General features: G+C 71.4%; 20 protein-coding genes. 10 read left to right on the forward strand and 10 right to left on the reverse strand.

The window, feature by feature from the left end; translation table 11 throughout:
* Window positions 1-13: 13 nt before the first annotated feature.
* From BMW67_RS07290 to BMW67_RS07310, 5 genes are all read right to left on the reverse strand, one after another.
* A complete protein-coding gene (locus tag BMW67_RS07290) occupies window positions 14-1369 on the reverse strand; it encodes a TRAP transporter large permease (protein WP_072746201.1) in 1356 nt (451 codons plus the stop codon).
* Window positions 1370-1373: 4 nt separating this feature from the next.
* Window positions 1374-1958: a TRAP transporter small permease gene (locus BMW67_RS07295; RefSeq protein ID WP_245728479.1), complete on the reverse strand. Its 585-nt coding sequence runs from the start codon at window positions 1956-1958 to the stop codon at window positions 1374-1376.
* 4 nt (window positions 1959-1962) lie between these two features.
* Window positions 1963-2997 carry a TRAP transporter substrate-binding protein gene (locus BMW67_RS07300; RefSeq protein ID WP_072746200.1) on the reverse strand — a complete coding sequence of 345 codons (1035 nt, stop codon included), beginning with the start codon at window positions 2995-2997 and terminating at the stop codon, window positions 1963-1965.
* Window positions 2998-3212: 215 nt separating this feature from the next.
* Window positions 3213-4256, reverse strand: coding sequence for a YeeE/YedE family protein (locus BMW67_RS07305; RefSeq protein ID WP_177174489.1), 1044 nt, complete (start codon window positions 4254-4256; stop codon window positions 3213-3215).
* Between the two features lie 219 nt (window positions 4257-4475).
* Entirely contained in the window at window positions 4476-4874 is a 399-nt protein-coding gene (locus BMW67_RS07310) for a thioredoxin domain-containing protein (protein ID WP_072746199.1), read from the reverse strand.
* Window positions 4875-4980: 106 nt separating this feature from the next.
* Here BMW67_RS07310 and BMW67_RS07315 point away from each other — a divergent pair, with 106 nt between their 5' ends.
* The 9 genes from BMW67_RS07315 to BMW67_RS07355 all read left to right on the forward strand — a co-directional run bounded on the left by BMW67_RS07315 (window position 4981) and on the right by BMW67_RS07355 (window position 12546).
* Complete coding sequence (locus BMW67_RS07315) at window positions 4981-5721, forward strand: cytochrome c biogenesis CcdA family protein (RefSeq protein WP_072746558.1); 741 nt, start codon at window positions 4981-4983, stop codon at window positions 5719-5721.
* Between the two features lie 15 nt (window positions 5722-5736).
* Window positions 5737-6324, forward strand: a complete 588-nt coding sequence (locus BMW67_RS07320) for a thioredoxin family protein (RefSeq protein WP_072746198.1) — start codon at window positions 5737-5739, stop codon at window positions 6322-6324.
* Between the two features lie 194 nt (window positions 6325-6518).
* A complete protein-coding gene (gene soxX, locus BMW67_RS07325) occupies window positions 6519-6980 on the forward strand; it encodes a sulfur oxidation c-type cytochrome SoxX (RefSeq protein WP_072746197.1) in 462 nt (153 codons plus the stop codon).
* Between the two features lie 52 nt (window positions 6981-7032).
* Window positions 7033-7461 (forward strand): thiosulfate oxidation carrier protein SoxY, encoded by a 429-nt coding sequence (soxY, locus tag BMW67_RS07330; protein WP_072746196.1) that lies wholly within the window; start codon window positions 7033-7035, stop codon window positions 7459-7461.
* A gap of 22 nt (window positions 7462-7483) precedes the next feature.
* Window positions 7484-7813, forward strand: a complete 330-nt coding sequence (soxZ, locus tag BMW67_RS07335; RefSeq protein ID WP_072746195.1) for a thiosulfate oxidation carrier complex protein SoxZ — start codon at window positions 7484-7486, stop codon at window positions 7811-7813.
* A gap of 79 nt (window positions 7814-7892) precedes the next feature.
* A complete protein-coding gene (gene soxA, locus BMW67_RS07340) occupies window positions 7893-8747 on the forward strand; it encodes a sulfur oxidation c-type cytochrome SoxA (protein ID WP_083581126.1) in 855 nt (284 codons plus the stop codon).
* Window positions 8748-8833: 86 nt separating this feature from the next.
* A complete protein-coding gene (soxB, locus tag BMW67_RS07345) occupies window positions 8834-10528 on the forward strand; it encodes a thiosulfohydrolase SoxB (RefSeq protein WP_072746194.1) in 1695 nt (564 codons plus the stop codon).
* Window positions 10529-10637: 109 nt separating this feature from the next.
* Complete coding sequence (gene soxC / locus BMW67_RS07350; protein ID WP_072746193.1) at window positions 10638-11906, forward strand: sulfite dehydrogenase; 1269 nt, start codon at window positions 10638-10640, stop codon at window positions 11904-11906.
* A complete protein-coding gene (locus BMW67_RS07355) occupies window positions 11890-12546 on the forward strand; it encodes a c-type cytochrome (protein ID WP_072746192.1) in 657 nt (218 codons plus the stop codon). Before soxC ends, BMW67_RS07355 begins: the two co-directional genes overlap by 17 nt.
* 77 nt (window positions 12547-12623) lie before the next feature.
* Here the strand turns inward: BMW67_RS07355 and BMW67_RS07360 are convergent, their stop codons facing one another.
* Window positions 12624-13280 carry a hypothetical protein gene (locus BMW67_RS07360; RefSeq protein WP_072746191.1) on the reverse strand — a complete coding sequence of 219 codons (657 nt, stop codon included), beginning with the start codon at window positions 13278-13280 and terminating at the stop codon, window positions 12624-12626.
* A gap of 286 nt (window positions 13281-13566) precedes the next feature.
* Between BMW67_RS07360 and hemA the strand changes: the two genes are divergently transcribed.
* Window positions 13567-14781, forward strand: a complete 1215-nt coding sequence (gene hemA / locus BMW67_RS07365) for a 5-aminolevulinate synthase (RefSeq protein ID WP_072746190.1) — start codon at window positions 13567-13569, stop codon at window positions 14779-14781.
* A 154-nt stretch (window positions 14782-14935) separates the two neighbouring features.
* Here hemA and BMW67_RS07370 read toward each other — a convergent pair whose 3' ends face one another.
* The 4 genes from BMW67_RS07370 to BMW67_RS07385 are packed head-to-tail and all read right to left on the reverse strand — an operon-like array spanning window position 14936 to window position 18478.
* Window positions 14936-15865 (reverse strand): F0F1 ATP synthase subunit gamma, encoded by a 930-nt coding sequence (locus BMW67_RS07370; RefSeq protein ID WP_072746189.1) that lies wholly within the window; start codon window positions 15863-15865, stop codon window positions 14936-14938.
* The gene (locus tag BMW67_RS07375; protein ID WP_072746188.1) at window positions 15862-17484 is read right to left on the reverse strand and encodes a F0F1 ATP synthase subunit alpha; all 1623 of its coding nucleotides are present in this window, start codon (window positions 17482-17484) and stop codon (window positions 15862-15864) included. The genes BMW67_RS07370 and BMW67_RS07375 overlap by 4 nt, the downstream gene beginning before the upstream one ends.
* A complete protein-coding gene (locus tag BMW67_RS07380; protein ID WP_072746187.1) occupies window positions 17474-18232 on the reverse strand; it encodes a F0F1 ATP synthase subunit delta in 759 nt (252 codons plus the stop codon). The genes BMW67_RS07375 and BMW67_RS07380 overlap by 11 nt, the downstream gene beginning before the upstream one ends.
* Window positions 18233-18235: 3 nt before the next feature.
* A complete protein-coding gene (locus tag BMW67_RS07385; RefSeq protein WP_072746186.1) occupies window positions 18236-18478 on the reverse strand; it encodes a F0F1 ATP synthase subunit C in 243 nt (80 codons plus the stop codon).

The following is an 18478-nucleotide window of genomic DNA, read 5'->3' on the forward strand; positions in this document are numbered from 1 at the left end:
CCGCGCGCGGGCGTCAGGACAGCGCCCGCGGCAGCCACAGGGTCAGCGCCGGCAGGGCGATGAGCAGCCCCACGCGGATCAGCTCGGCGAAGAAGAAGGGCGCCACGCCGAGGAAGGTGCGCCGCATGGGCACTCCGCCCGACAGGGCCGAGATGACGAACACGTTCATCCCCACCGGCGGCGTGATCAGCCCCAGCTCGACCACGATCAGCGCCAGGATGCCGAACCAGACCTTCAGATCCTCGGTCGTCATGCCGAAGGCGGCCTCGGCGGCGGGCACGTAGTCGCCGCCGTTGATCTCGACCAGGGCCGGCCAGAAGAAGGGGATGACCAGCAGGATCATCGACAGGCTGTCCATCAGGCAGCCCAGCGCGATCAGCGCGGCCAGCAGGATCAGCAACACCGCCATCGGCGCGAGGCCCGAGTTCGCCATCCACTCGGCCATGGCCTGGGGAACGCCGCCGCGCGACATGAAGATCTTCAGCATCTCGGCGCCCAGCAGGATCAGATAGATCATGCCCGTGGTGCGCGCCGTCTCGAGCAGCGCGCCGCGCAGCGCCTTGAGCCCGACCGTGCCGCGCGCCGCGCCGTAGATCCACACCAGGAACGCCCCGATCGAGGCCGCCGGCGTCGGGTTGAAGAAGCCCAGATAGATGCCGCCGATGACCAGCGCGAAGATGCCCAGAACCGGCAGGACGCGCAGGCTGGCCTCGGTCAGCTCGGCCCTTGTCGGACGCGGCGCGGCGGGGCCCGCTTCGGGGCGCAGGCGCACATACAAGGCGATGGTGGCCAGGAACAGAAGCACCGCCAGGATGCCGGGAATCAACGCCGCCATGAACATGGTGACGATGTTCGCCTCGACGATCACGGCGTAGATGACCAGCACCACCGAGGGCGGGATCAGGATGCCCAGCACGCCGCCCGCGGCCAGCGTTCCCGTGGCCAGCGCGTCCGAATAGCCCAGCCGGCGCAGCTCGGGCAGCGCCACCTGGCCCATGGTCGAGGCCGTGGCCAGCGACGAGCCGCACACCGCGCCGAAGCCCGCGCAGGCGGCGATGGCGCTCATGGCCGCGCCGCCGGGCAGCCAGCCCAGCCAGGCCGCCGCGGCGCGGAACAGGTCGCGGCTGAGCCCGGCGCGCGTGGCGATCGCGCCCATGAGCACGAACATCGGCACGACGCTCAGGTCGTAGATCGAGAACTGCCCGTAGGCCAGCGTCTTGAGCTGGCTCATGAAGATGTCGGGGCCGTTCAGCAGCGCGACCCCGACGCCGCCCACCAGGATCATCGCATAGGCGATGGGCATGCGCAGCGCGATCAGCGCGACCAGGACCGCCAGCCCGCCAAGGCCGGTCGCAAGGGCGTCGTTCATCGCTTCAGCTCCGCAGCAGCGCGCGCAGATCCCGCGCCAGAGTCGCGGCCGAAGCCGCCGCCAGCAGCGCCAGCGAGGGCAGGATCAGCGCGAAGGCCTGCCAGTGCGGGATCTGCAGGATCGCCGTGGTGTATCCGTAGGTCATCTGGTCGGTCATGCCGAACCACATGCGCCACAGCAGCAGCGCCGAGAAGCACAGCGCCGCCAGGCTGCCCGCCAGCGAGAACGCCGCCAGCCAACGCCGCGAGGCGCCCATGGTGAAGATGTCGGCCGTCACGTTCGCCCCGCTCATCTGGCAATGGGGCAGGAAGGCGAAGACCGCCACGCACACGCCCATCTCGGTCAGCTCGAAATCGCCCGGAAAGGGCGCCCCCGCCACCGCCGAGGCGACCACCGACCACACATTCATCAGAACCACCGCGCACAACAGCGCGCCCCCGCCCAGCGCCCACAGCTCGGCCGCGCGGGCCAGCGCCCGCTCGAACGGGCCGGGGGCGTCGTCGGGGGCGTGGTCGGGGGCGTCGTGGGGGCCGCGCGCCGCGCCGCCGGCCATGTCGCCGGCGGCGGGCCGCGCATTCTCGCGCGTCATCGGCTCAGCGGCTCGCGTTCTGCGCCATCAGCGCGCGGGCGCGCGCGATCAGCGCCGCGCCGTCGATGCCGCGGGCCGAGACCTCTTCGATCCAGCGCCGCTGCACGGGCTCGAGCGCGGCCAGCAGCGCGTCGGTCTCTTCGGGCGTGAGGACCACATGCTCGTTGCCCGCCGAGACCGCCAGCGCGATGCCCGCGTCGTCGCTGGCGCGCCAGATGCGGCCGACCTCGCGCAGCCAGTCCTCGTCCGAGGCGTCGCGGAAGGCCTTCTTGACGTCGTCGGGCAGCGAGTCCCAGCGCGCCTTGTTCATCGAGACCTGGAAGGTGGTGGTGCCGATGCGCGTCTGGTCATGACCCTCGATCTGGTAGCGGGTCTGCTGCTGAAGGCGCAGGGGGGCGATGATCTCCCACGGGATCAGCGCGCCGTCCACCACCTTCTTGCTCAGCGCCTGGGGCAGCTCGGGCACGGGCATGGCCACGGGCGCGGCGCCCAGCGCCTCGATCGCCCAGGCGCCGGTGCGGGTGGGGATTCGCAGCTTGAGCCCGGCGAAGTCCTCGGGCTTGCGCACCAGCTTGTCGACCATGTGGATGCCCTGGCCGGCGTGGACGTGCAGGAACATCACCTCGACGCCGTCGTAGTCCTTGGACAGCTCGTCGTCGAACATGCGCCGCATGGCCACGTTCGCCGCCGCGGGGTCGTTGAGGAACACGCCCGGCAGCTCGAACGCCTCGGTGCGCGGAAAGGCGCCGGGGGTGTATCCGTTCACGGTCCAGACCAGATCCACGACGCCGTCGCGCACCTGCTGGATCAGCTCGGGCGGCTTTCCGCCCAGCGACATGGCGGGGTAGATCTCGATCTTGACCTTGCCGCCGGAATTGGCCTCGACGCGGCGCGCCCAGGGTTCGAGCATCCTGGCATGCGCCGGCGCCTTGGCCGACAGGAAATGATGCAGCTTGAAGACGTATTCCTGCGCCTGCGCGGCGCCCGACAGCGCGCCCAACGCGCCCAGCGCGGCGGCGGCGATGCGGATCAGTTTCATGGCGTCGGCTCCCTGTTGCGGTCGTGCTTCTTGTCGATGGCGCGGCGTCGCGCCCGCCCGGCGGCGCGGCCTGCGCGCGCCCGGATCATGAGGCGGCCCACGGCCCGCGCGCCGGCCCCGGGCGGCTGCGAGCCGCGGCGAGGCTGGGACATGAAGTTACCGGCGCGACCGCCCGCGCGCCATGTCTATTGCGCCATGACGTCATGCCCATGGCGTCAGATTCCGTGGAACCCGCGCACAAGCTGCCGCAGCCCCAGCGCCGCGCCGGCGGCCATGGCCAGCGTCGCCGCGGGCGCGCTCGTCGCCAGCGTCGAGAAGGCCGACAGCCCCTGGCCGACCGAGCAGCCCAGCGCCGTCACGCCCCCCGCGCCCATGAGGAAGGCGCCCAGCATCTGGCGGCCAAGCTCTGCGGCGTCGTCGCAGGCCTCCCAGCGGAATTGCCCGCGCACGAGGCTGCCCGCCAGCGCGCCCAGCGTCACCCCCGCCACCGAGCCGACCCCGAAGCTGGGCGCCGCGCCGGTGGCGGTCATCAGGTAAAGCAGCGTCTCGCCCAGCGGCGCGGCGAAGGTATGGCTCTCGACCTGGATGGGCTCGAAGGCGCGCGCGGCCAGAAGCCCGGTGCAGACCCAGCCCGCGGCCACCGCCGCGCCGGCCGTCGCCGCCCACGCCGCCTGGGCGGGCCTTCGCGCCAGACCGCCCGGCGCGAAGGCGGCCAGCGCCAGCGCCGCCGTCAGCGCGGCGGCCAGCGTTCCGTCCTGCGCCCCGATCAGCGCCGACAGGGTGGGCGGCGTCTCGCCCTGCTCGAGAAAGCGCGGTGGGAACAGCGCCTCGCGCAGCCAGCCCAGCGGCCCGCCGATGGTCATGTAGGCCGACACGCCCATCACCAGCACGATGACCAGCGCGCGCAGATCGCCCCCGCCCAGCCGCGCCAGCGCGCCGTAGCCGCAGCCTCCGGCCAGCGCCATGCCGTAGCCGAAGGCCAGGCCGCCCAGGATCGTCGCGGCCGGGTTCCATGCCTGGCGCAGATAGATCGAATCGGCCGGCGAAAACAGCCCGAGCGCCGCGGCCAGCTGCGTCAGCCCGATCGCCGTCGCCAGCGCCAGCGCCCACATGCGCGCCCGCGTCCAGTCGCCGCCGAGCATCGCATCCTCGACCGCGCCCAGCGTGCAGAACCGCCCCAGCCGCGCCGCAAGTCCAAGCGCGGCGCCTCCCGCCAGCCCCGCAAGCGCGGCAAGTTCGGGTTCGGAGATGAAAGCCATGCCTGACCTCGTGCGATCGGATGCGGGCTTGGGCCCCGCGCCTCGTTCCGATCATGCCTTTCGCGGGGCCGGGCGCAACTGCCCGGCGCGGGCTTGGCGACAAGGCGCCTTGGGCGCGGCGCGCCGGGCATGGCGCGGCGCCGCGGGCGCGGGCCTGCGACGGGCGGCGTCCGGGCGCGTCGCAAGGGCCGGCGCGAGGCCCGGCGGCGTGGCGCGCGGTCAGCTGGCGGGGGCCTCCGCGCCGGGTTGGCTCGGGGCGGGCGCCCGGGCCGGCAGCCGGTCGAGCAGCCTGCCCAGCAGCGGCCAGAAGAAGTCCGGGCCGGGATAGCCCTCGATGCGGCCGATCTCGCGCCCCTCATCCATGAGGATGAAGGTCGGGGTGAAGGGCGCGCGCCGCGTCAGCCCGAGCGCATCCTGCGCATGCGCCTCGACGCGGCGCAGCGGGGCGCGGCGGCCCTCGTCGGTGCGGTCGTAGATGCCGCCGATCTCGGCGTTCCAGCGCTCGCACCAGCCGCAGCCGGGCTCTTCGATCATCACCAGCTCGGCGGCGCGGGGCGCGGCGGCGGCGCCCAGCGCGCACAGGGCCGCAAGGATCAGGAGGCGCGTGAATCGGGGCATGCCTTCTCCGTCGGTGGGGCGGTGGGTGGGGTGGCGGACGCAAATATCGACAAAAACATATATGAAAATGTAACGTGGCGCAAAGGACGCGCCGGGGAGGATGCGCATGGATTTCGACATAGGCTTGTGGAGCGCGGCGGGGGCGGGGCTCTTGTCCTTCCTGTCGCCGTGCATTCTGCCGATCGTTCCCTTCTATCTGGCCTACATGGCGGGGCTGTCGGTGGCCGAGCTGGGCGCCGAGGGGCGGCCGCGCCCGGGCGCGCGCCGGCGGGCGGTGACCGCGGCGCTGCTTTTCGCGCTGGGGGTGGCGACGATCTTCGTGGGCATGGGCGCGGCGGCCTCGAGCTTCGGACAGGCGCTGCGCGAATGGTTCGACGTCCTGCGCTGGGCGGCGGCGGGCGTGATCCTGCTGATGGGGCTGCACTTTCTGGGCGTGTTCCGCATCGCGCTGCTCTTTCGCCAGGCGCGGATCGAGACCGAGACAAGGGCGCTGGGGCCGCTCGGCGCCTATGTCGCGGGCCTCGCCTTCGCCTTCGGCTGGACGCCTTGCGTGGGGCCGGTGCTGGCGGCCATCCTGTTCGCGGCGGCCGGAACCGAGACGGCCGCCCGCGGCGCGGCGCTTCTGGCGGCCTATGCGGCGGGCATGACGCTGCCCTTCGTCCTGGCGGCGGCCTTCGCGGGGCCGTTCATGCGCTGGGCGGCGCGCTTTCGCCGCCATCTGGGCCTGGTCGAAAAGGTCATGGGCGCGGCGCTGGTGCTGTTCGCCGCGCTCATCGCGACGGGCAGCGTGAACCGCATCGCCCAGTGGATGCTGGACGTGGCGCCCGACATCGGGACGCTGCGCTGAAGAGGAGAGACGACGATGCTGCGATGGAAAACCCTGCGCGCGGCCGCCCTGGCGCTGGCGGCCCTGGCCGCGGCCGGCGCCGCCCGCGCGGTCGAGATCGGCGAGGACGGCCTGCACAAGCAGCCCTGGTTCTCATACACCTTCAAGGACCTGCGCGAGGACATCCAGACCGCGCGCGAGCAGGGCAAGCGCCTTGTGCTGTTCATCGAGCAGCGCGGCTGCATCTACTGCAAGAAGATGCACGAGGAGGTCTACTCGGACCCCGAGATCGCGGACTTCATCGCCCGCAACTTCATGGTCGTGCAGATCAACATGTTCGGCGACGAGGAGGTGACCGACCTTGACGGCGCGACGCTGACCGAGAAGGAGGCCGTGCGCCGCTGGGGCGTGCTGTTCACGCCGACGGCGCTGTTCATGCCCGATACCCCGCCCGAGGACGGCCGCAACGCCGCGCAGGCCGCCGTGGCCACCATGCCCGGCGCCTTCGGCAAGGGCACGACGCGCGACATGTATCAATGGGTGCTCGACAAGGGCTACGAGGGCGACGAGCCCTTCCAGCGCTACCACGCCCGGATGATCGAGGCGCGGCGCAAGGGCCAGTAGCCGGGCGCGCGGCGCAATGATGTTGCGCCGCAGCGCGACGCGGCGGGCGAATCGAAAAATTCGATTTCTTGAATTTAATGTTTGCCCGCTCGTCCCGGCCCGTTTAGTTTCACACACAACCCTTGGGCAACCCATGGGCGGCCCGGCGGCAGGCCCGGCGCCGGAACGAGAAAGACGAAGGGGGAGGAACAGCAATGGCTGCACCGCGAATTCTGACCGCGGCTGCTCTGACGGCGGCGTTGGCCGGCGGCGCCTGGGCGGCCGAAACCGCGCCCGCCGAGGTGCGCTTCGACGGCTCGGCCGTGCCGCAGCGCCTGACCGACGCGCCCGGCGATCCGGCCCGCGGCAGGGCCGTGTTCATCGACCGCAAGCTGGGCAACTGCCTGGCCTGCCACGCCAATTCCGACATGGCCGACGAGCCCTTCCACGGCGAGATCGGCCCCCCGCTCGACGGCGTGGCCGATCGCTGGAGCGAGGCCGAGCTGCGCGGCATCCTGGTCAACTCGAAGAAGACCTTCGAGGGCACGATCATGCCCGCCTTCTACAAGGACAGCGGCTTCAACCGGCCGCTCAAGAAATTCGCGGGCAAGCCCATCCTCACCGCCCAGCAGGTCGAGGACGTGGTCGCCTATCTGCTCACGCTCAAGGAAGAATGACGCGGACCCGGCGCCCGGCGCCGCTCCGCAGCACCATCAGGAGGAACACCGCATGAAACTCAACCGACGCGACGCGCTGCAGCTGGCGGCCGCAGGGGCCGCGCTTGCGGCCCTGCCCGCGGGGGCGCTTCGGGCCGCCGAGCACGCCGACGTCGAGGCGGCCATCGCCGCCTTCGCCGGAGGCGCGCCGGTCAAGGAGGGCGGCGTCGAGGTCGAGGCCCCCGAGATCGCCGAGAACGGCAACACGGTGCCGATCTCGGTCGCGGCCGAGGGCGCCGAGGCGATCCTCATCCTGGCGGCGGGCAACCCCAATCCCGACGTCGCGACCTTCCATTTCGGCAAGCTGGCCGTTCCCGCCGCCTCGACCCGCATCCGCCTGGCCGGCACGCAGGACGTGATCGCGGTGGCGAAATTCGCCGACGGCAGCTTCGGGCGCGCCGCGCGCACGGTGAAGGTGACCATCGGCGGCTGCGGCGGCTGACCCAGGGATCAGGAGAACACTCATGGCCAAGATCAAACCCCGCGTGAAGGCGCCCAAGAAGGCCGCCGTCGGCGAGATCATCGAGATCAAGACGCTCATCAGCCACCCGATGGAATCGGGCCAGCGCAAGGACAGCAAGACCGGCGAGCGCATTCCGCGCAAGATCATCAACAAGTTCGTCGCCACCTTCGAGGGCGAAGAGGTCGTCAGCGCCGATCTGCATCCGGCGGTCTCGGCCAACCCCTACATCCGCTTCGAGATGAAGGTGCCCGGCCCGGGCGAGCTGCGCTTCGCCTGGACCGACGACGACGGCTCGGTCTACGAGACCTCGAGCAAGATCGCCATCGCCTGACGCGCGCCGGCCCCGTGCGCGGGGCCGGGCCGAAGAACGCCCCGCCAAAGGGGCGGCACATACGGGGAGGAACACCGACATGACGGCACGCATCATCAAGAGGGCGGCGGCCCTGGGCGTGATCGCGGCGATGGGCGCCGGCGCCGCCCTGGCCGATTACGACGATGACGAGCTGGTGATCGACGGCGTCAAGATCGCGACCAAGGTGCCGGCGCCGCCGGGCCACCCGCTGCCCGAGATCGTGTCCGGCTGGCGCTTTCGCAGCGACGAGACCCAGGCGCTCGAGGCCGACGACTTCGAGAACCCGGCCATGGTCGCGGTCGATTACGGCCAGTCGCTGTGGGACGCGGTCGATGGCGAGGCGGGCAAGTCCTGCGCCTCGTGCCATGGCGACGTCGAGGAAAGCATGAAGGGCGTGCGCGCCGGCTATCCCAAGTGGAACGAGAAGGCCGGCCGCCCCTTCACGCTCGAGAACCAGATCAACGCCTGCCGCACCGAGAACATGAAGGCCGAGCCCTGGAAGTGGGAATCGCGCGAGATGCTGGCCATGACCGCGCTGGTCGGCAAGCAGGCGCGCGGCTACCCGATGAAGATCCAGAAGGACGGCCCCATGGCCGAGTGGATCGAGAAGGGAAAGGAGCTCTACTACACGCGCTTCGGCCAGTTGGATCTGGCCTGCTCGAACTGCCACGAGGACAATTACGGCAAGATGATCCGCGCCGACCATCTGAGCCAGGGGCATATCAACGGCTTTCCGACCTACCGCTTCAAGTGGCAGGGGCTGGGCTCGCTGCATCGCCGCTTCAAGGGCTGCATGGAGAACATCCGCGCCGAACCCTTCAAGCGCGGCTCGGACGAGTTCGTCGCGCTCGAGGCCTATCTGGCCGTCCGCGGCGAGGGGCTGGGCATCGAGACTCCGGCCGTGCGCAACTGACCGGCGCGCGCCGCGCCTTTGCGCGCGGCGCGCCCTCGCCCCTTCGCCAGGGGCGCGAAGAAGACCTCATCACAGGAGAGCGACGCATGATTTCCCGCCGGGATTTCCTCCAGGCCGCCGCGGCGGCGTCCGCCATCGTCGGCGGCTCGGCCGCAGGAGGGTGGGGGCGGCTGATGGCCGCGCAGTCCCTGACCCAGGATCAGCTGCTGGAGTTCGAGACCACCGGGAACGTGACGCTCATCCACGTCACCGACATCCACGCGCAGCTCAAGCCGATCTGGTTCCGCGAGCCCGAAATCAACATCGGCGTCGGCGAGGCCGCGGGCCAGCCGCCGCACGTCACGGGCGCCGACTTCCTGCAGCTGTTCGGCTTCAGGCCCGGCACGCCCGAGGCCTACGCCTTCACCTATCTCGATTTCGTCGCCCTGGCGCGCAGCTACGGGCGCATGGGCGGGCTTGACCGCGTGGCCACGGTCGTCAACGCCATCCGCGCCGACCGGCCCGACGCGCTGCTTCTGGACGGGGGCGACACCTGGCAGGGCAGCTACACCGCCAACGCCACGCGCGGGCAGGACATGGTCAACGTCATGAACGCCCTGCGCCCCGACGCCATGACCTCGCATTGGGAATTCACCTACGGCGTCGATCGCGTCAACGAGATCGTCGAGACGCTGGACTTCCCCTTCCTCGGCGCCAACATCTTCGACGCCGAGTGGGAAGAGCCCGCCTACGAGCCCTACAGGATCTTCGAGCGCGGCGGCGTGCGCATCGCGGTCATCGGCCAGGCCTTTCCCTACCTGCCGGTGGCCAATCCGCGCTGGATGTTCCCCAATCTGAGCTTCGGCGTGCGCGAGGAGCGCATGCGCGAGGTCGTCGCCCAGGTGCGCGAAGAGGAAGGCGCCGATCTGGTGGTGCTGCTCTCGCACAACGGCTTCGACGTGGACCGCAAGATGGCCGCGCGCGTGCCCGGCATCGACGTGATCCTGACCGGCCACACCCATGACGCGCTGCCCGAGCCGCTCGTCGTCGGCAAGACGCTGCTGCTGGCCTCGGGCTCGAACGGCAAGTTCGTGGCGCGGCTGGATCTGGACGTGCGCGACGGCGCCCTGCGCGGCTGGCGGCACAAGCTGATCCCCGTCTTCTCGGACGTCATCGCGCCCGACCCCGAGGTGGCGGCGCTGATCGAGGCCGAGCGCGCGCCCTTCAAGGCGCAGCTCGAAGAGGTGCTGGGCACGACCGAAAGCCTGCTCTACCGGCGCGGCAACTTCAACGGCTCGTGGGACGATCTGATCTGCAACGCCCTCATCGAAGAGCGCGAGGCCGACATCGCCCTGTCGCCCGGCTTCCGCTGGGGGCCCAGCCTGCTGCCCGGCGAGCCGATCACCCGCGAGGACCTGTTCAACGCCACGGCCATGACCTATCCGGCCGCCTACCGCACCGAGATGACGGGCGAGCAGCTCAAGGCCGTGCTCGAGGACGTGGCCGACAACCTGTTCAACCCCGACCCCTACTATCAGCAGGGCGGCGACATGGTGCGCGTGGGCGGCATGGGCTACGCCATCGACCCGAACGCGCCGATGGGGCGGCGCATCTCGTCCATGACGCTGTTGCGCGACGGCAGCCCGATCGACCCGCAGCGCAGCTATGTGGTGGCGGGCTGGGCTTCGGTGAACGAGGGCACGGAAGGCCCCGCGATCTGGGACGTGGTCGAGAGCTTCGTCAAGCGCAAGGGCGTGGTGCGCATCGACCCCAACGCCACGGTGCGCGTGGCGGGCCGCTGAGGGGTGCGGCGCGCGGGGCCGCGTCGCGGCGTTGATATGCGTAAAGTCGAATAAGAGAATGCGAGATCGGAGCGAACCCCAGGGTTCCCACGACCATCGGAGGATGAAGATGAGCGACGAGAGCAGGCAGCCCAAGGCGTCGCGGCGCGCCTTCCTGACCGGAAGCCTCGCCGCCGGCGGCGCGCTGGCGGCGGTGGGCGCGGCGCGGGCGGCGGGCGATCCGGCGATCCTCGAGCTGCCGGACTGGACGACGACCCTGGGCGAGGGGGTGGACGCCAACCCCTACGGCATGCCCAGCGAATACGAGGCGCATGTGGTGCGCCGCAACGTGCCCTGGCTGACGGCCGATCCGGTCAGCTCGGTCAACTTCACGCCGCTGCACGAGCTGGACGGCATCATCACCCCCAACGGCCTGTGCTTCGAGCGCCACCACGGCGGCGTGGCGCAGGTGGACCCGGCGCAGTGGCGGCTGATGATCCACGGGCTGGTCGAGACGCCGCTGGTCTTCACCCTCGAGGACCTCAAGCGGTTCCCGCGCGTGAACAAGGTCTATTTCCTGGAATGCGCGGCCAATTCGGGCATGGAGTGGCGCGGCGCCCAGCTCAACGGCGTGCAGTTCACCCATGGCATGATCCACAACGTCATGTATACGGGCGTGCCGCTGCGCACGATCCTCGAGGAATGCGGCCTCAAGCCGGCGGGCAAGTGGATGCTGGCCGAAGGGGCCGACGCGGCGGCGATGACGCGCTCGATCCCGATCGAGAAGGCGCTGGACGACTGCATGGTCGCCTTCAAGATGAACGGCGAGGCGCTGCGCCCCGAACAGGGCTATCCCGCGCGGCTGGTCGTGCCCGGCTGGGAGGGCAACATGTGGGTCAAGTGGCTGCGCCGGCTCGAGATCGGCGACAAGCCCTGGCACCACCGCGAAGAGACCTCGAAATACACCGACCTTCTGCCCGACGGGACCGCGCGCCGCTTCACCTGGGAGATGGACGCCAAATCGGTCATCACCAGCCCCAGCCCGCAGGCCCCGATCACGCATGGCAAGGGCCGAACCGTCATCACCGGCATCGCCTGGTCGGGGCGCGGCACGATCCGGCGCGTGGACGTCTCGCTCGACGGCGGGCGCAACTGGCTTCCGGCGCGGCTCGACGGCCCCAGCTTCGACAAGTCGATCCACCGCTTCTATCACGAGTTCGACTGGGACGGCCGGCCGCTTTACCTGCAAAGCCGCGCCATCGACAGCACCGGCTACGTCCAGCCCACCAAGGACGCGCTGCGCTCGGTGCGGGGCGTGAACTCGATCTACCACAACAACGGCATCCAGACCTGGTATGTGAACGAGAACGGAGAGGCGGAAAATGTCGAGGTTTCCTGAGCTTGGCCTGATCCTGGCCCTTGCCGCGGGCCTGCAGGCGGCCCCCGCATCGGCCGGCCCGCTGGGGCTGGGCCGCCCGGCGACGCCCGACGAGATCGCCGCCTGGGACATCGACGTGCGCCCCGACGGCGTCGGCCTGCCCGAGGGGCGGGGCGGCGTGGCCGAGGGCGAAGAGCTCTATTCCGACAACTGCGCCGTCTGCCATGGCGATTTCGGCGAGGCGGTCGGCCGTTGGCCCGTTCTGGCGGGCGGTCAGGGCACGCTGACCGCGGACCGGCCGATCAAGACGATCGGCTCCTACTGGCCCTATCTGTCGACGGTGTATGACTATGTGCACCGGGCCATGCCCTTCGGCGCGGCGCAGTCGCTGTCGCATGACGAGGTCTACGCCATCACCGCCTACCTGCTTTACCTCAACGACCTGGTGGACGAGGATTTCGTGCTCTCGCGCGAGAACTTCCTGTCGGTCCGGCTGCCCAACGAGCCGAACTTCAAGGATGACGACCGCCTGCAGACCGAAACCTTCGTGTTCGACGAGCCCTGCATGAAGGACTGCAAGCCGGGCGAGCCGACCATCACCATGCGCGCGGCGGTGCTGGACGTGACCCCCGAGGGCGACGGCGAAGGCTCGCTGGAATGAGGCGGCGCGCGCCCCGGACGTGCTCGCTTCCGGGGCGCGGGGCGGCGGGCGCGGCCCCTCTGGCCGCGCGCCGCGGCTCAGGCCCGGGCGCGGCGGCGGCGCGCGGCGGCGCCCAGCGCCAGCAGACCCGCGCCCATCAAGAGGCCCGCGCCGGGCAGCGGCACGGCCGAGGCGCCCGAGGGCGTGCGCTCGAAGCTGATGGCGCTCAGATAGAACTCGTCATCCACATAGCGCAGCAGGATGTCGGTGAAGGCCGACACGCGCGCGGAAACCGGCAGATCTCCGGCCAGGGCGTATCTGCTGTAGTTGTCGCCGCCGTCCCACGAGATGTCCACGCTGCCCGAGAAGACCGGCCGGTGGACCGAGTTGCGGAAGGACAGCCCCGTGATCTCGAGATTTTCGAGGAAGGCGACGCTCAGGATCTCGCCCGTCGTCACGTTGTCGTCGCTCGAGGGGCTGCACTGCGCGCTCGCGGTCACGGTCTTGCAAACGCCCACGCCCGCGCCGCCGCGGTCGAAATAGGCATAGGCCGGATCGCCCCCGGCGGTTCCGCCCAGCACCATGCTCACGCCGCCGATGACGACGGGGTTGGCATGGCCGTTCGGCGCGCCCACGGCGGCTTCGCCGGCGACGTTGTCGATATGGTCGATGAAATCGATCACCGCCGCGCCCGCGGGCTGGGCGGCCGAGACGAGGCTTGCCGCGGCAAGCGAAAGAAGAGCGGTCCTGAACATGGCGGTTCCTGGTTATCGACGTTTCGCGCGTTCCCCGATTGCGGAACGCGGGCGGAAATCACGACGCATGGTCTTCGAACGCGGACGATGAGAGGAATATCGGATGTGAACGGCGAATGATCAAGATGAACCAATCTTAACGCCGCCCCCTGCGGCAAAGGCCGCATTGCCCCGCCCGCGCGTGGGGGGTAACTTGATCGAAGTCAATGCAGCCACGCAACCATTCGGGCGATACAGCCGCCTGCGACCCACGCGCCGCGCCCCGCGCGGTCAGCCGGAGGACCTGATGGATTACGAAGCTTTCTTCCAGAGCGAGCTGGATTCGCTGCGCCGCGAGGGGAACTACCGCATCTTCGCCAATCTCGAGCGCGAGGCCGGCGCCTTTCCGCGCGCGCGCCGCCGCGCCGACGGGCGCGAGCAGGAAGTGGTGGTCTGGTGCTCGAACGACTATCTGGGCATGGGGCAGCATCCCAAGGTGCGCCAGGCGATGAAGGACGCCATCGACCGCTGCGGCGCGGGGGCGGGCGGCACGCGCAACATCTCGGGCACCAACGTGCATCACGTCGAGCTGGAGCGCGAGCTGGCGGATCTGCACGGCAAGGAGGCGGCGCTTCTGTTCACCTCGGGCTACGTGTCGAACTGGGCGGCGCTGGGCACGCTGGCCGCGCGCCTGCCGGGCTGCGTGGTGCTGTCCGACGCGCTCAACCACGCCTCGATGATCGAGGGCATCCGCCATTCGCGCGCGCAAAAGCGCATCTGGAAGCACAACGACGTCGAGGATCTGGAGCGCAAGCTGGCCGATCTGGACCCCGACGCGCCCAAGATCGTGGCCTTCGAATCCGTCTACTCGATGGATGGCGACATCGCCCCGATCAAGGAGATCTGCGACGTGGCCGAGCGCTACGGCGCCATGACCTATCTCGACGAGGTGCACGCCGTCGGGCTTTACGGCCCGCGCGGCGGCGGCGTGGCCGAGCGCGAGGGGCTGATGCACCGCCTGACCGTGATCGAGGGCACGCTGGGCAAGGCCTTCGGCGTGATGGGCGGCTACATCGCCGCCTCGGCGGCGCTGTGCGACTTCGTGCGCAGCTTCGCCTCGGGCTTCATCTTCACCACCTCGCTGCCGCCGGCGGTGGCGGCCGGCGCCTGCGCTTCGATCCGCCATCTCAAGACCAGCGACGTCGAGCGCAAGGCCCATCAGGAGGCCGTGCGCAAGCTGCGCCGGCGGCTCGATCAGCTGGGCATCCCGCACATGGACAACCCCAGCCACATCGTGCCCGTGATGGTGGGCGATCCGGTCAAGTGCAAGATGATCTCGGACATCCTGCTCGAGGATTACGGCATCTACGTCCAGCCCATCAACTACCCCACCGTGCCCAAGGGCACCGAGCGGCTGCGCTTCACGCCCTCGCCCTACCACACCGACGCCGACATCGAGCATCTGGCGCAGGCGCTGCACGCGCTCTGGAGCCAGTGCGCCCTGTCGCGCGCCGTCGCCTGAGCGCGGCGGCGCCCGCGCCCGGCCGGCGCGGCGGGCGGCGGCGCCGCCGGACGGCGCGGGGCGGCATGGCGCGCGGGGCGATGGCCGGGCGCGGGCTCTTGCGCGCCCCGCCGGCGCCGTGCGCAGGCGCGAAGGGCGGCCCCATGGGCGGCGCTCAGAGGGGATCTTCCTCGGCCTGGCGCAAAGCCTCGGCGCCGGTCAGGACATCCATCATTTCCTCGGTGATCTCGTCCTGACGCAGGATGAGCGACTGGCGCGTCAGCTCGGCAAGCTTCTCGCGGATGTTGCGGTCGGCGGCGCGCATGACCTCAAGGCGCGCGGCGTTCTCGGCGGCCATGGTTTCGACCAGCGCGGCGGCGATGCGCGAGAAGAGCAGCTCGTCGGCCAGGCCGGCCGCAAGCGCGTCCGGCGCAAGCTGGGCGAGCGGGGCGTCCAGCCCCGACGGGGGCCGCGCGGCGGCCGGATCGAGGCGGTGCGGCGCCAGGCGCGTCAGGACGGGCGCTTGCGGCCCGCCGCGCCCGCATGGCGCGTGGATCAGGCGCAGCGAAGGCGCGCGCGCCAGGCGCGCCGCCAGACGCGCGGCCAGTTCGGGGGCCGAGGCGATCCGCGCCGGCATGGGCAGCACGGCGTCCGGCGCGCGTCCGCTTTCCTGCGCAAGGGTCCGCGCAAGACGCGCGCCGACGACCTCGAGCGCCTCGCCGGGCGCCAGCGCCCTGACGGCGCGCGCGGCGAGGCGGGCGTTCATCGCGCCGACGAAGCCATGTTCCGAGCCCATGACCAGCAGCGTCGCGCGCGGCGCGGCCGCCGGCCCGGTCTCCGGCGCGTCGGCGCGCGCGCTTTGCGGCCCGAAGGCGGGCGCTAGCGGCGCGTCTTCGGCGGCGCCGGGCGCAAGATCGGCAAGCAGGCCGGGCGCGAAGGCCGCCAGCGCCTGGCGCGTCGCCGCGAGGTGGGCGCGCGCGGCCTCGAGCGCCGGGGCGGCGGCGCGCGACTGGGCCGCGGCCAGCGATTGCAGCGCCCGGACGATCTCGTGAAAGCTGCGCAGCGCGGCGATTCGCCCGCGGATATGGGGCAGCTTGTCGCTCACGCGCCCGCATCCCGGCTTGCCGCCGCATCCTGCGCGATCAGCGCGCGCGCGGCATCGAGCAGGGTCGCGCGATCGGCGGGCTCAAGGGTCTGCTCGCGCGCAATGCGCGCCCAGGCCGCCGGCGCGGCCCGGGGCAGTTCGCGCCGCAGCGCCGCCGCCAGCCGCGGAACCCGCTCTTCGGGGACCGGGTCGAACAGCCCTTCGTCGGCCGCCAGCAGCAGCGCCGCCTGGGCGGGCAGGGGCAGGGGGGCCAGCTCTTCCTGCCGCAGGATCGCGCGGATGCGGCGGCCATGGCGCAGGCGCGCGGCGGCGCGCTCGTCGCTCACCGCGCCGAAGCGCGAGAAGGACTCCAGCTCCAGATACTGCGCGTATTCCAGCTTGAGCCGCTCGGCCACCGATCGCAGCGCGGGCGCCTGCGTCTTGCCGCCCACGCGGCTGACGCTCAGCCCCACGTTGACGGCCGGTTTCTGGCCCTCGTTGAACAGCGTCGGCTCGAGATAGATCTGTCCGTCCGTGATCGAGACGAGATTGGTGGGGATGTAGGCGGTCAGGTTTCCGGCCTGCGTCTCGGCGATGGGCAGCGCCGTGAGCGAGCCGCCCCCCAGCGCCGGCGACAGCCGCGCCGCCCGTTCGAGCAGGCGGGCATGCAGATGAAAGACGTCTCCGGGATAGGCCTCGCGGCCGGGCGGCCTGCGCAGCAGCAGCGACAATTCCCGATACACGATCGCGTGCCGCGTCAGGTCGTCGAACACCACCAGCGCATCGCGGCCGTTGTCGCGAAAGTGTTCGGCCATGGCGCATGCTGCATAGGGCGCGATCCACTGCAGCCCGGGCGCCGCTTCGGGCGGCGCGAACACGAAGATGCAGTTGCCGGGGTCGCCGTGGCGGCGCACCGCGTCGATCACCCGCGCGGTCGAGGACGCCTTCTGCCCGATGGCGCAATAGACGCAGATCACGCCCGAGCCCGCTTGCCCGGCGCCCGACCGGTCGATGCCCGATCGGTCGAGGCCCGATTGATTGATGATCGTGTCGACCGCGATCGAGGTCTTGCCCGTCTTGCGGTCGCCGATGATCAGCTCGCGCTGGCCGCGGCCGAGGGGGATCATCGCGTCGATGACCGTCAGCCCCGTGAGCAGCGGCTGCGTGACCGGCGCGCGATCCATGATGCGGGGCGCGGGGCGCTCGACGGGCAGCGAGGCGGCGGCGCGCAGGGCGGGCCCGCCATCCAGCGGGCGGCCCAGAGGATCGATCACGCGGCCCAGAAGCGCTTCGCCCACGGGCACGCGCACGATGTCGCCCGAGGCGCGCACCGCGTCGCCCGCGCGCACCCCCGCGTCGGGGCCCAGAAGCGCAATCCCCGTCAGCCTTTCGCTGACGGTCAGGGCCACGCCCTCGACGCCGCTTCCGAAGATCAGCCTTTCATTCAGCCGGCAGCGCGGCAGGTTCTCGACCTGCGCCACGCCATCTCCGACCCGCAGAACCCGCCCCACATGGGACAGACGCGCGCGCGGGCTCAGCTCGGCCGCCTGCGCGCGCGCCTTGCGCAGCCAGCTGCGCAGCGCGGCGTCGGGCGTCGGGGCGGGGGCGTCGGGGTCGGCCGCTGGGTCGTCAGGGCGCATCGTCCATGCTCCTTGCAAGGCGCGCGCGGGCTTCGGACAGGAAATCGGCCCAGGCCAGCCGCAGCTCTGCGCCGCCCATGGTCAGGACGAAGCCGCCGAGCAGCGCGGGATCGACGCGGAAGGTCAGCCGCGGCGGCGCGCCGACAAGACGGCCAAGCGCCTCGCGCCACGCGGCGCGCGCGTCCTCGTCCAGCGCGCGGGCGGTGACGAGCGCGGCGTCCGCCCCGGGCGAGGCCAGCGCGGCGCGCTCGGCAGGTTCCATCTGCGCCAGCGCGCGCTCGAAGGCGGCGATCTGCGCGGGCGCGTCGTCCGCGCCGCAGGCCACGCCGAAGCTTTGCAGCACGCGCCCGGCCAGCGTGGCGGCCAGGGCGGCGATGTCGGCCCGCGCGGCGTCGATGGCGCGCGCGCGGGTCTCTTGCGCCGCGCGCCGCGCGGCCTCGCGGATGGCCTCGGCTTCGGCCTCGGCCTTGGCGATGCGCTGCGCGCGCAACGCCTCGAGCTCGGCTTCGGCCTGCGCGGCGAGGGCGCGCTTGCGCTCCTCGAACTCGGCCAGCGCCCGCTCATGGCGGCGGCGCGCCTCCTCGGCGGCCGCCTCGCGCGCGCGCGCCGCGTCGAGCGCGGCGTTCACGCGGGCTTGACGCTCGGCGATCACCTGTCGCACCGGGCGGTAGAGAACGCGCGTCAACACCCAGGCGAGGACCAGGAAGTTCGCGGCCTGCAGCCCCAGCGTCCACCAGTCGATGGTCATGCGTCAGCCGACGAAAGGGTTGGCGTAGAGCAGAAGCAGCGCGACCACGAGGCAGTAGATCGCCATCGTCTCGATCATCGCGAGCCCCACGAACAATGTGCGCGAGAGCACCCCCGCCGCCTCGGGCTGGCGGGCGATCGCCTCCATCGCCGCGGCCACGGCGCGCCCTTCGGCCAGCGCGGGGGCGATGGCGCCGAAGCTGACCGCCAGCGCGGCGCAGATCACCGAGATCGTTTCGATCGTCAT

Origin of the sequence: Oceanicella actignis, assembly GCF_900111545.1 — a bacterium.
GTDB lineage: Bacteria > Pseudomonadota > Alphaproteobacteria > Rhodobacterales > Rhodobacteraceae > Oceanicella > Oceanicella actignis.

Bases quoted from the DNA above. Each gene is read 5' to 3' on its own strand.
- BMW67_RS07290 (WP_072746201.1), bottom strand. From the start codon at position 1,369: ATGAACGACGCCCTTGCGACCGGCCTTGGCGGGCTGGCGGTCCTGGTC.
- BMW67_RS07295 (WP_245728479.1), bottom strand. From the start codon at position 1,958: ATGACGCGCGAGAATGCGCGGCCCGCCGCCGGCGACATGGCCGGCGGC.
- BMW67_RS07300 (WP_072746200.1), bottom strand. From the start codon at position 2,997: ATGAAACTGATCCGCATCGCCGCCGCCGCGCTGGGCGCGTTGGGCGCG.
- BMW67_RS07305 (WP_177174489.1), bottom strand. From the start codon at position 4,256: ATGGCTTTCATCTCCGAACCCGAACTTGCCGCGCTTGCGGGGCTGGCG.
- BMW67_RS07310 (WP_072746199.1), bottom strand. From the start codon at position 4,874: ATGCCCCGATTCACGCGCCTCCTGATCCTTGCGGCCCTGTGCGCGCTG.
- BMW67_RS07315 (WP_072746558.1), top strand. From the start codon at position 4,981: ATGGATTTCGACATAGGCTTGTGGAGCGCGGCGGGGGCGGGGCTCTTG.
- BMW67_RS07320 (WP_072746198.1), top strand. From the start codon at position 5,737: ATGCTGCGATGGAAAACCCTGCGCGCGGCCGCCCTGGCGCTGGCGGCC.
- soxX (WP_072746197.1), top strand. From the start codon at position 6,519: ATGGCTGCACCGCGAATTCTGACCGCGGCTGCTCTGACGGCGGCGTTG.
- soxY (WP_072746196.1), top strand. From the start codon at position 7,033: ATGAAACTCAACCGACGCGACGCGCTGCAGCTGGCGGCCGCAGGGGCC.
- soxZ (WP_072746195.1), top strand. From the start codon at position 7,484: ATGGCCAAGATCAAACCCCGCGTGAAGGCGCCCAAGAAGGCCGCCGTC.
- soxA (WP_083581126.1), top strand. From the start codon at position 7,893: ATGACGGCACGCATCATCAAGAGGGCGGCGGCCCTGGGCGTGATCGCG.
- soxB (WP_072746194.1), top strand. From the start codon at position 8,834: ATGATTTCCCGCCGGGATTTCCTCCAGGCCGCCGCGGCGGCGTCCGCC.
- soxC (WP_072746193.1), top strand. From the start codon at position 10,638: ATGAGCGACGAGAGCAGGCAGCCCAAGGCGTCGCGGCGCGCCTTCCTG.
- BMW67_RS07355 (WP_072746192.1), top strand. From the start codon at position 11,890: ATGTCGAGGTTTCCTGAGCTTGGCCTGATCCTGGCCCTTGCCGCGGGC.
- BMW67_RS07360 (WP_072746191.1), bottom strand. From the start codon at position 13,280: ATGTTCAGGACCGCTCTTCTTTCGCTTGCCGCGGCAAGCCTCGTCTCG.
- hemA (WP_072746190.1), top strand. From the start codon at position 13,567: ATGGATTACGAAGCTTTCTTCCAGAGCGAGCTGGATTCGCTGCGCCGC.
- BMW67_RS07375 (WP_072746188.1), bottom strand. From the start codon at position 17,484: ATGCGCCCTGACGACCCAGCGGCCGACCCCGACGCCCCCGCCCCGACG.
- BMW67_RS07380 (WP_072746187.1), bottom strand. From the start codon at position 18,232: ATGACCATCGACTGGTGGACGCTGGGGCTGCAGGCCGCGAACTTCCTG.
- BMW67_RS07385 (WP_072746186.1), bottom strand. From the start codon at position 18,478: ATGACGATCGAAACGATCTCGGTGATCTGCGCCGCGCTGGCGGTCAGC.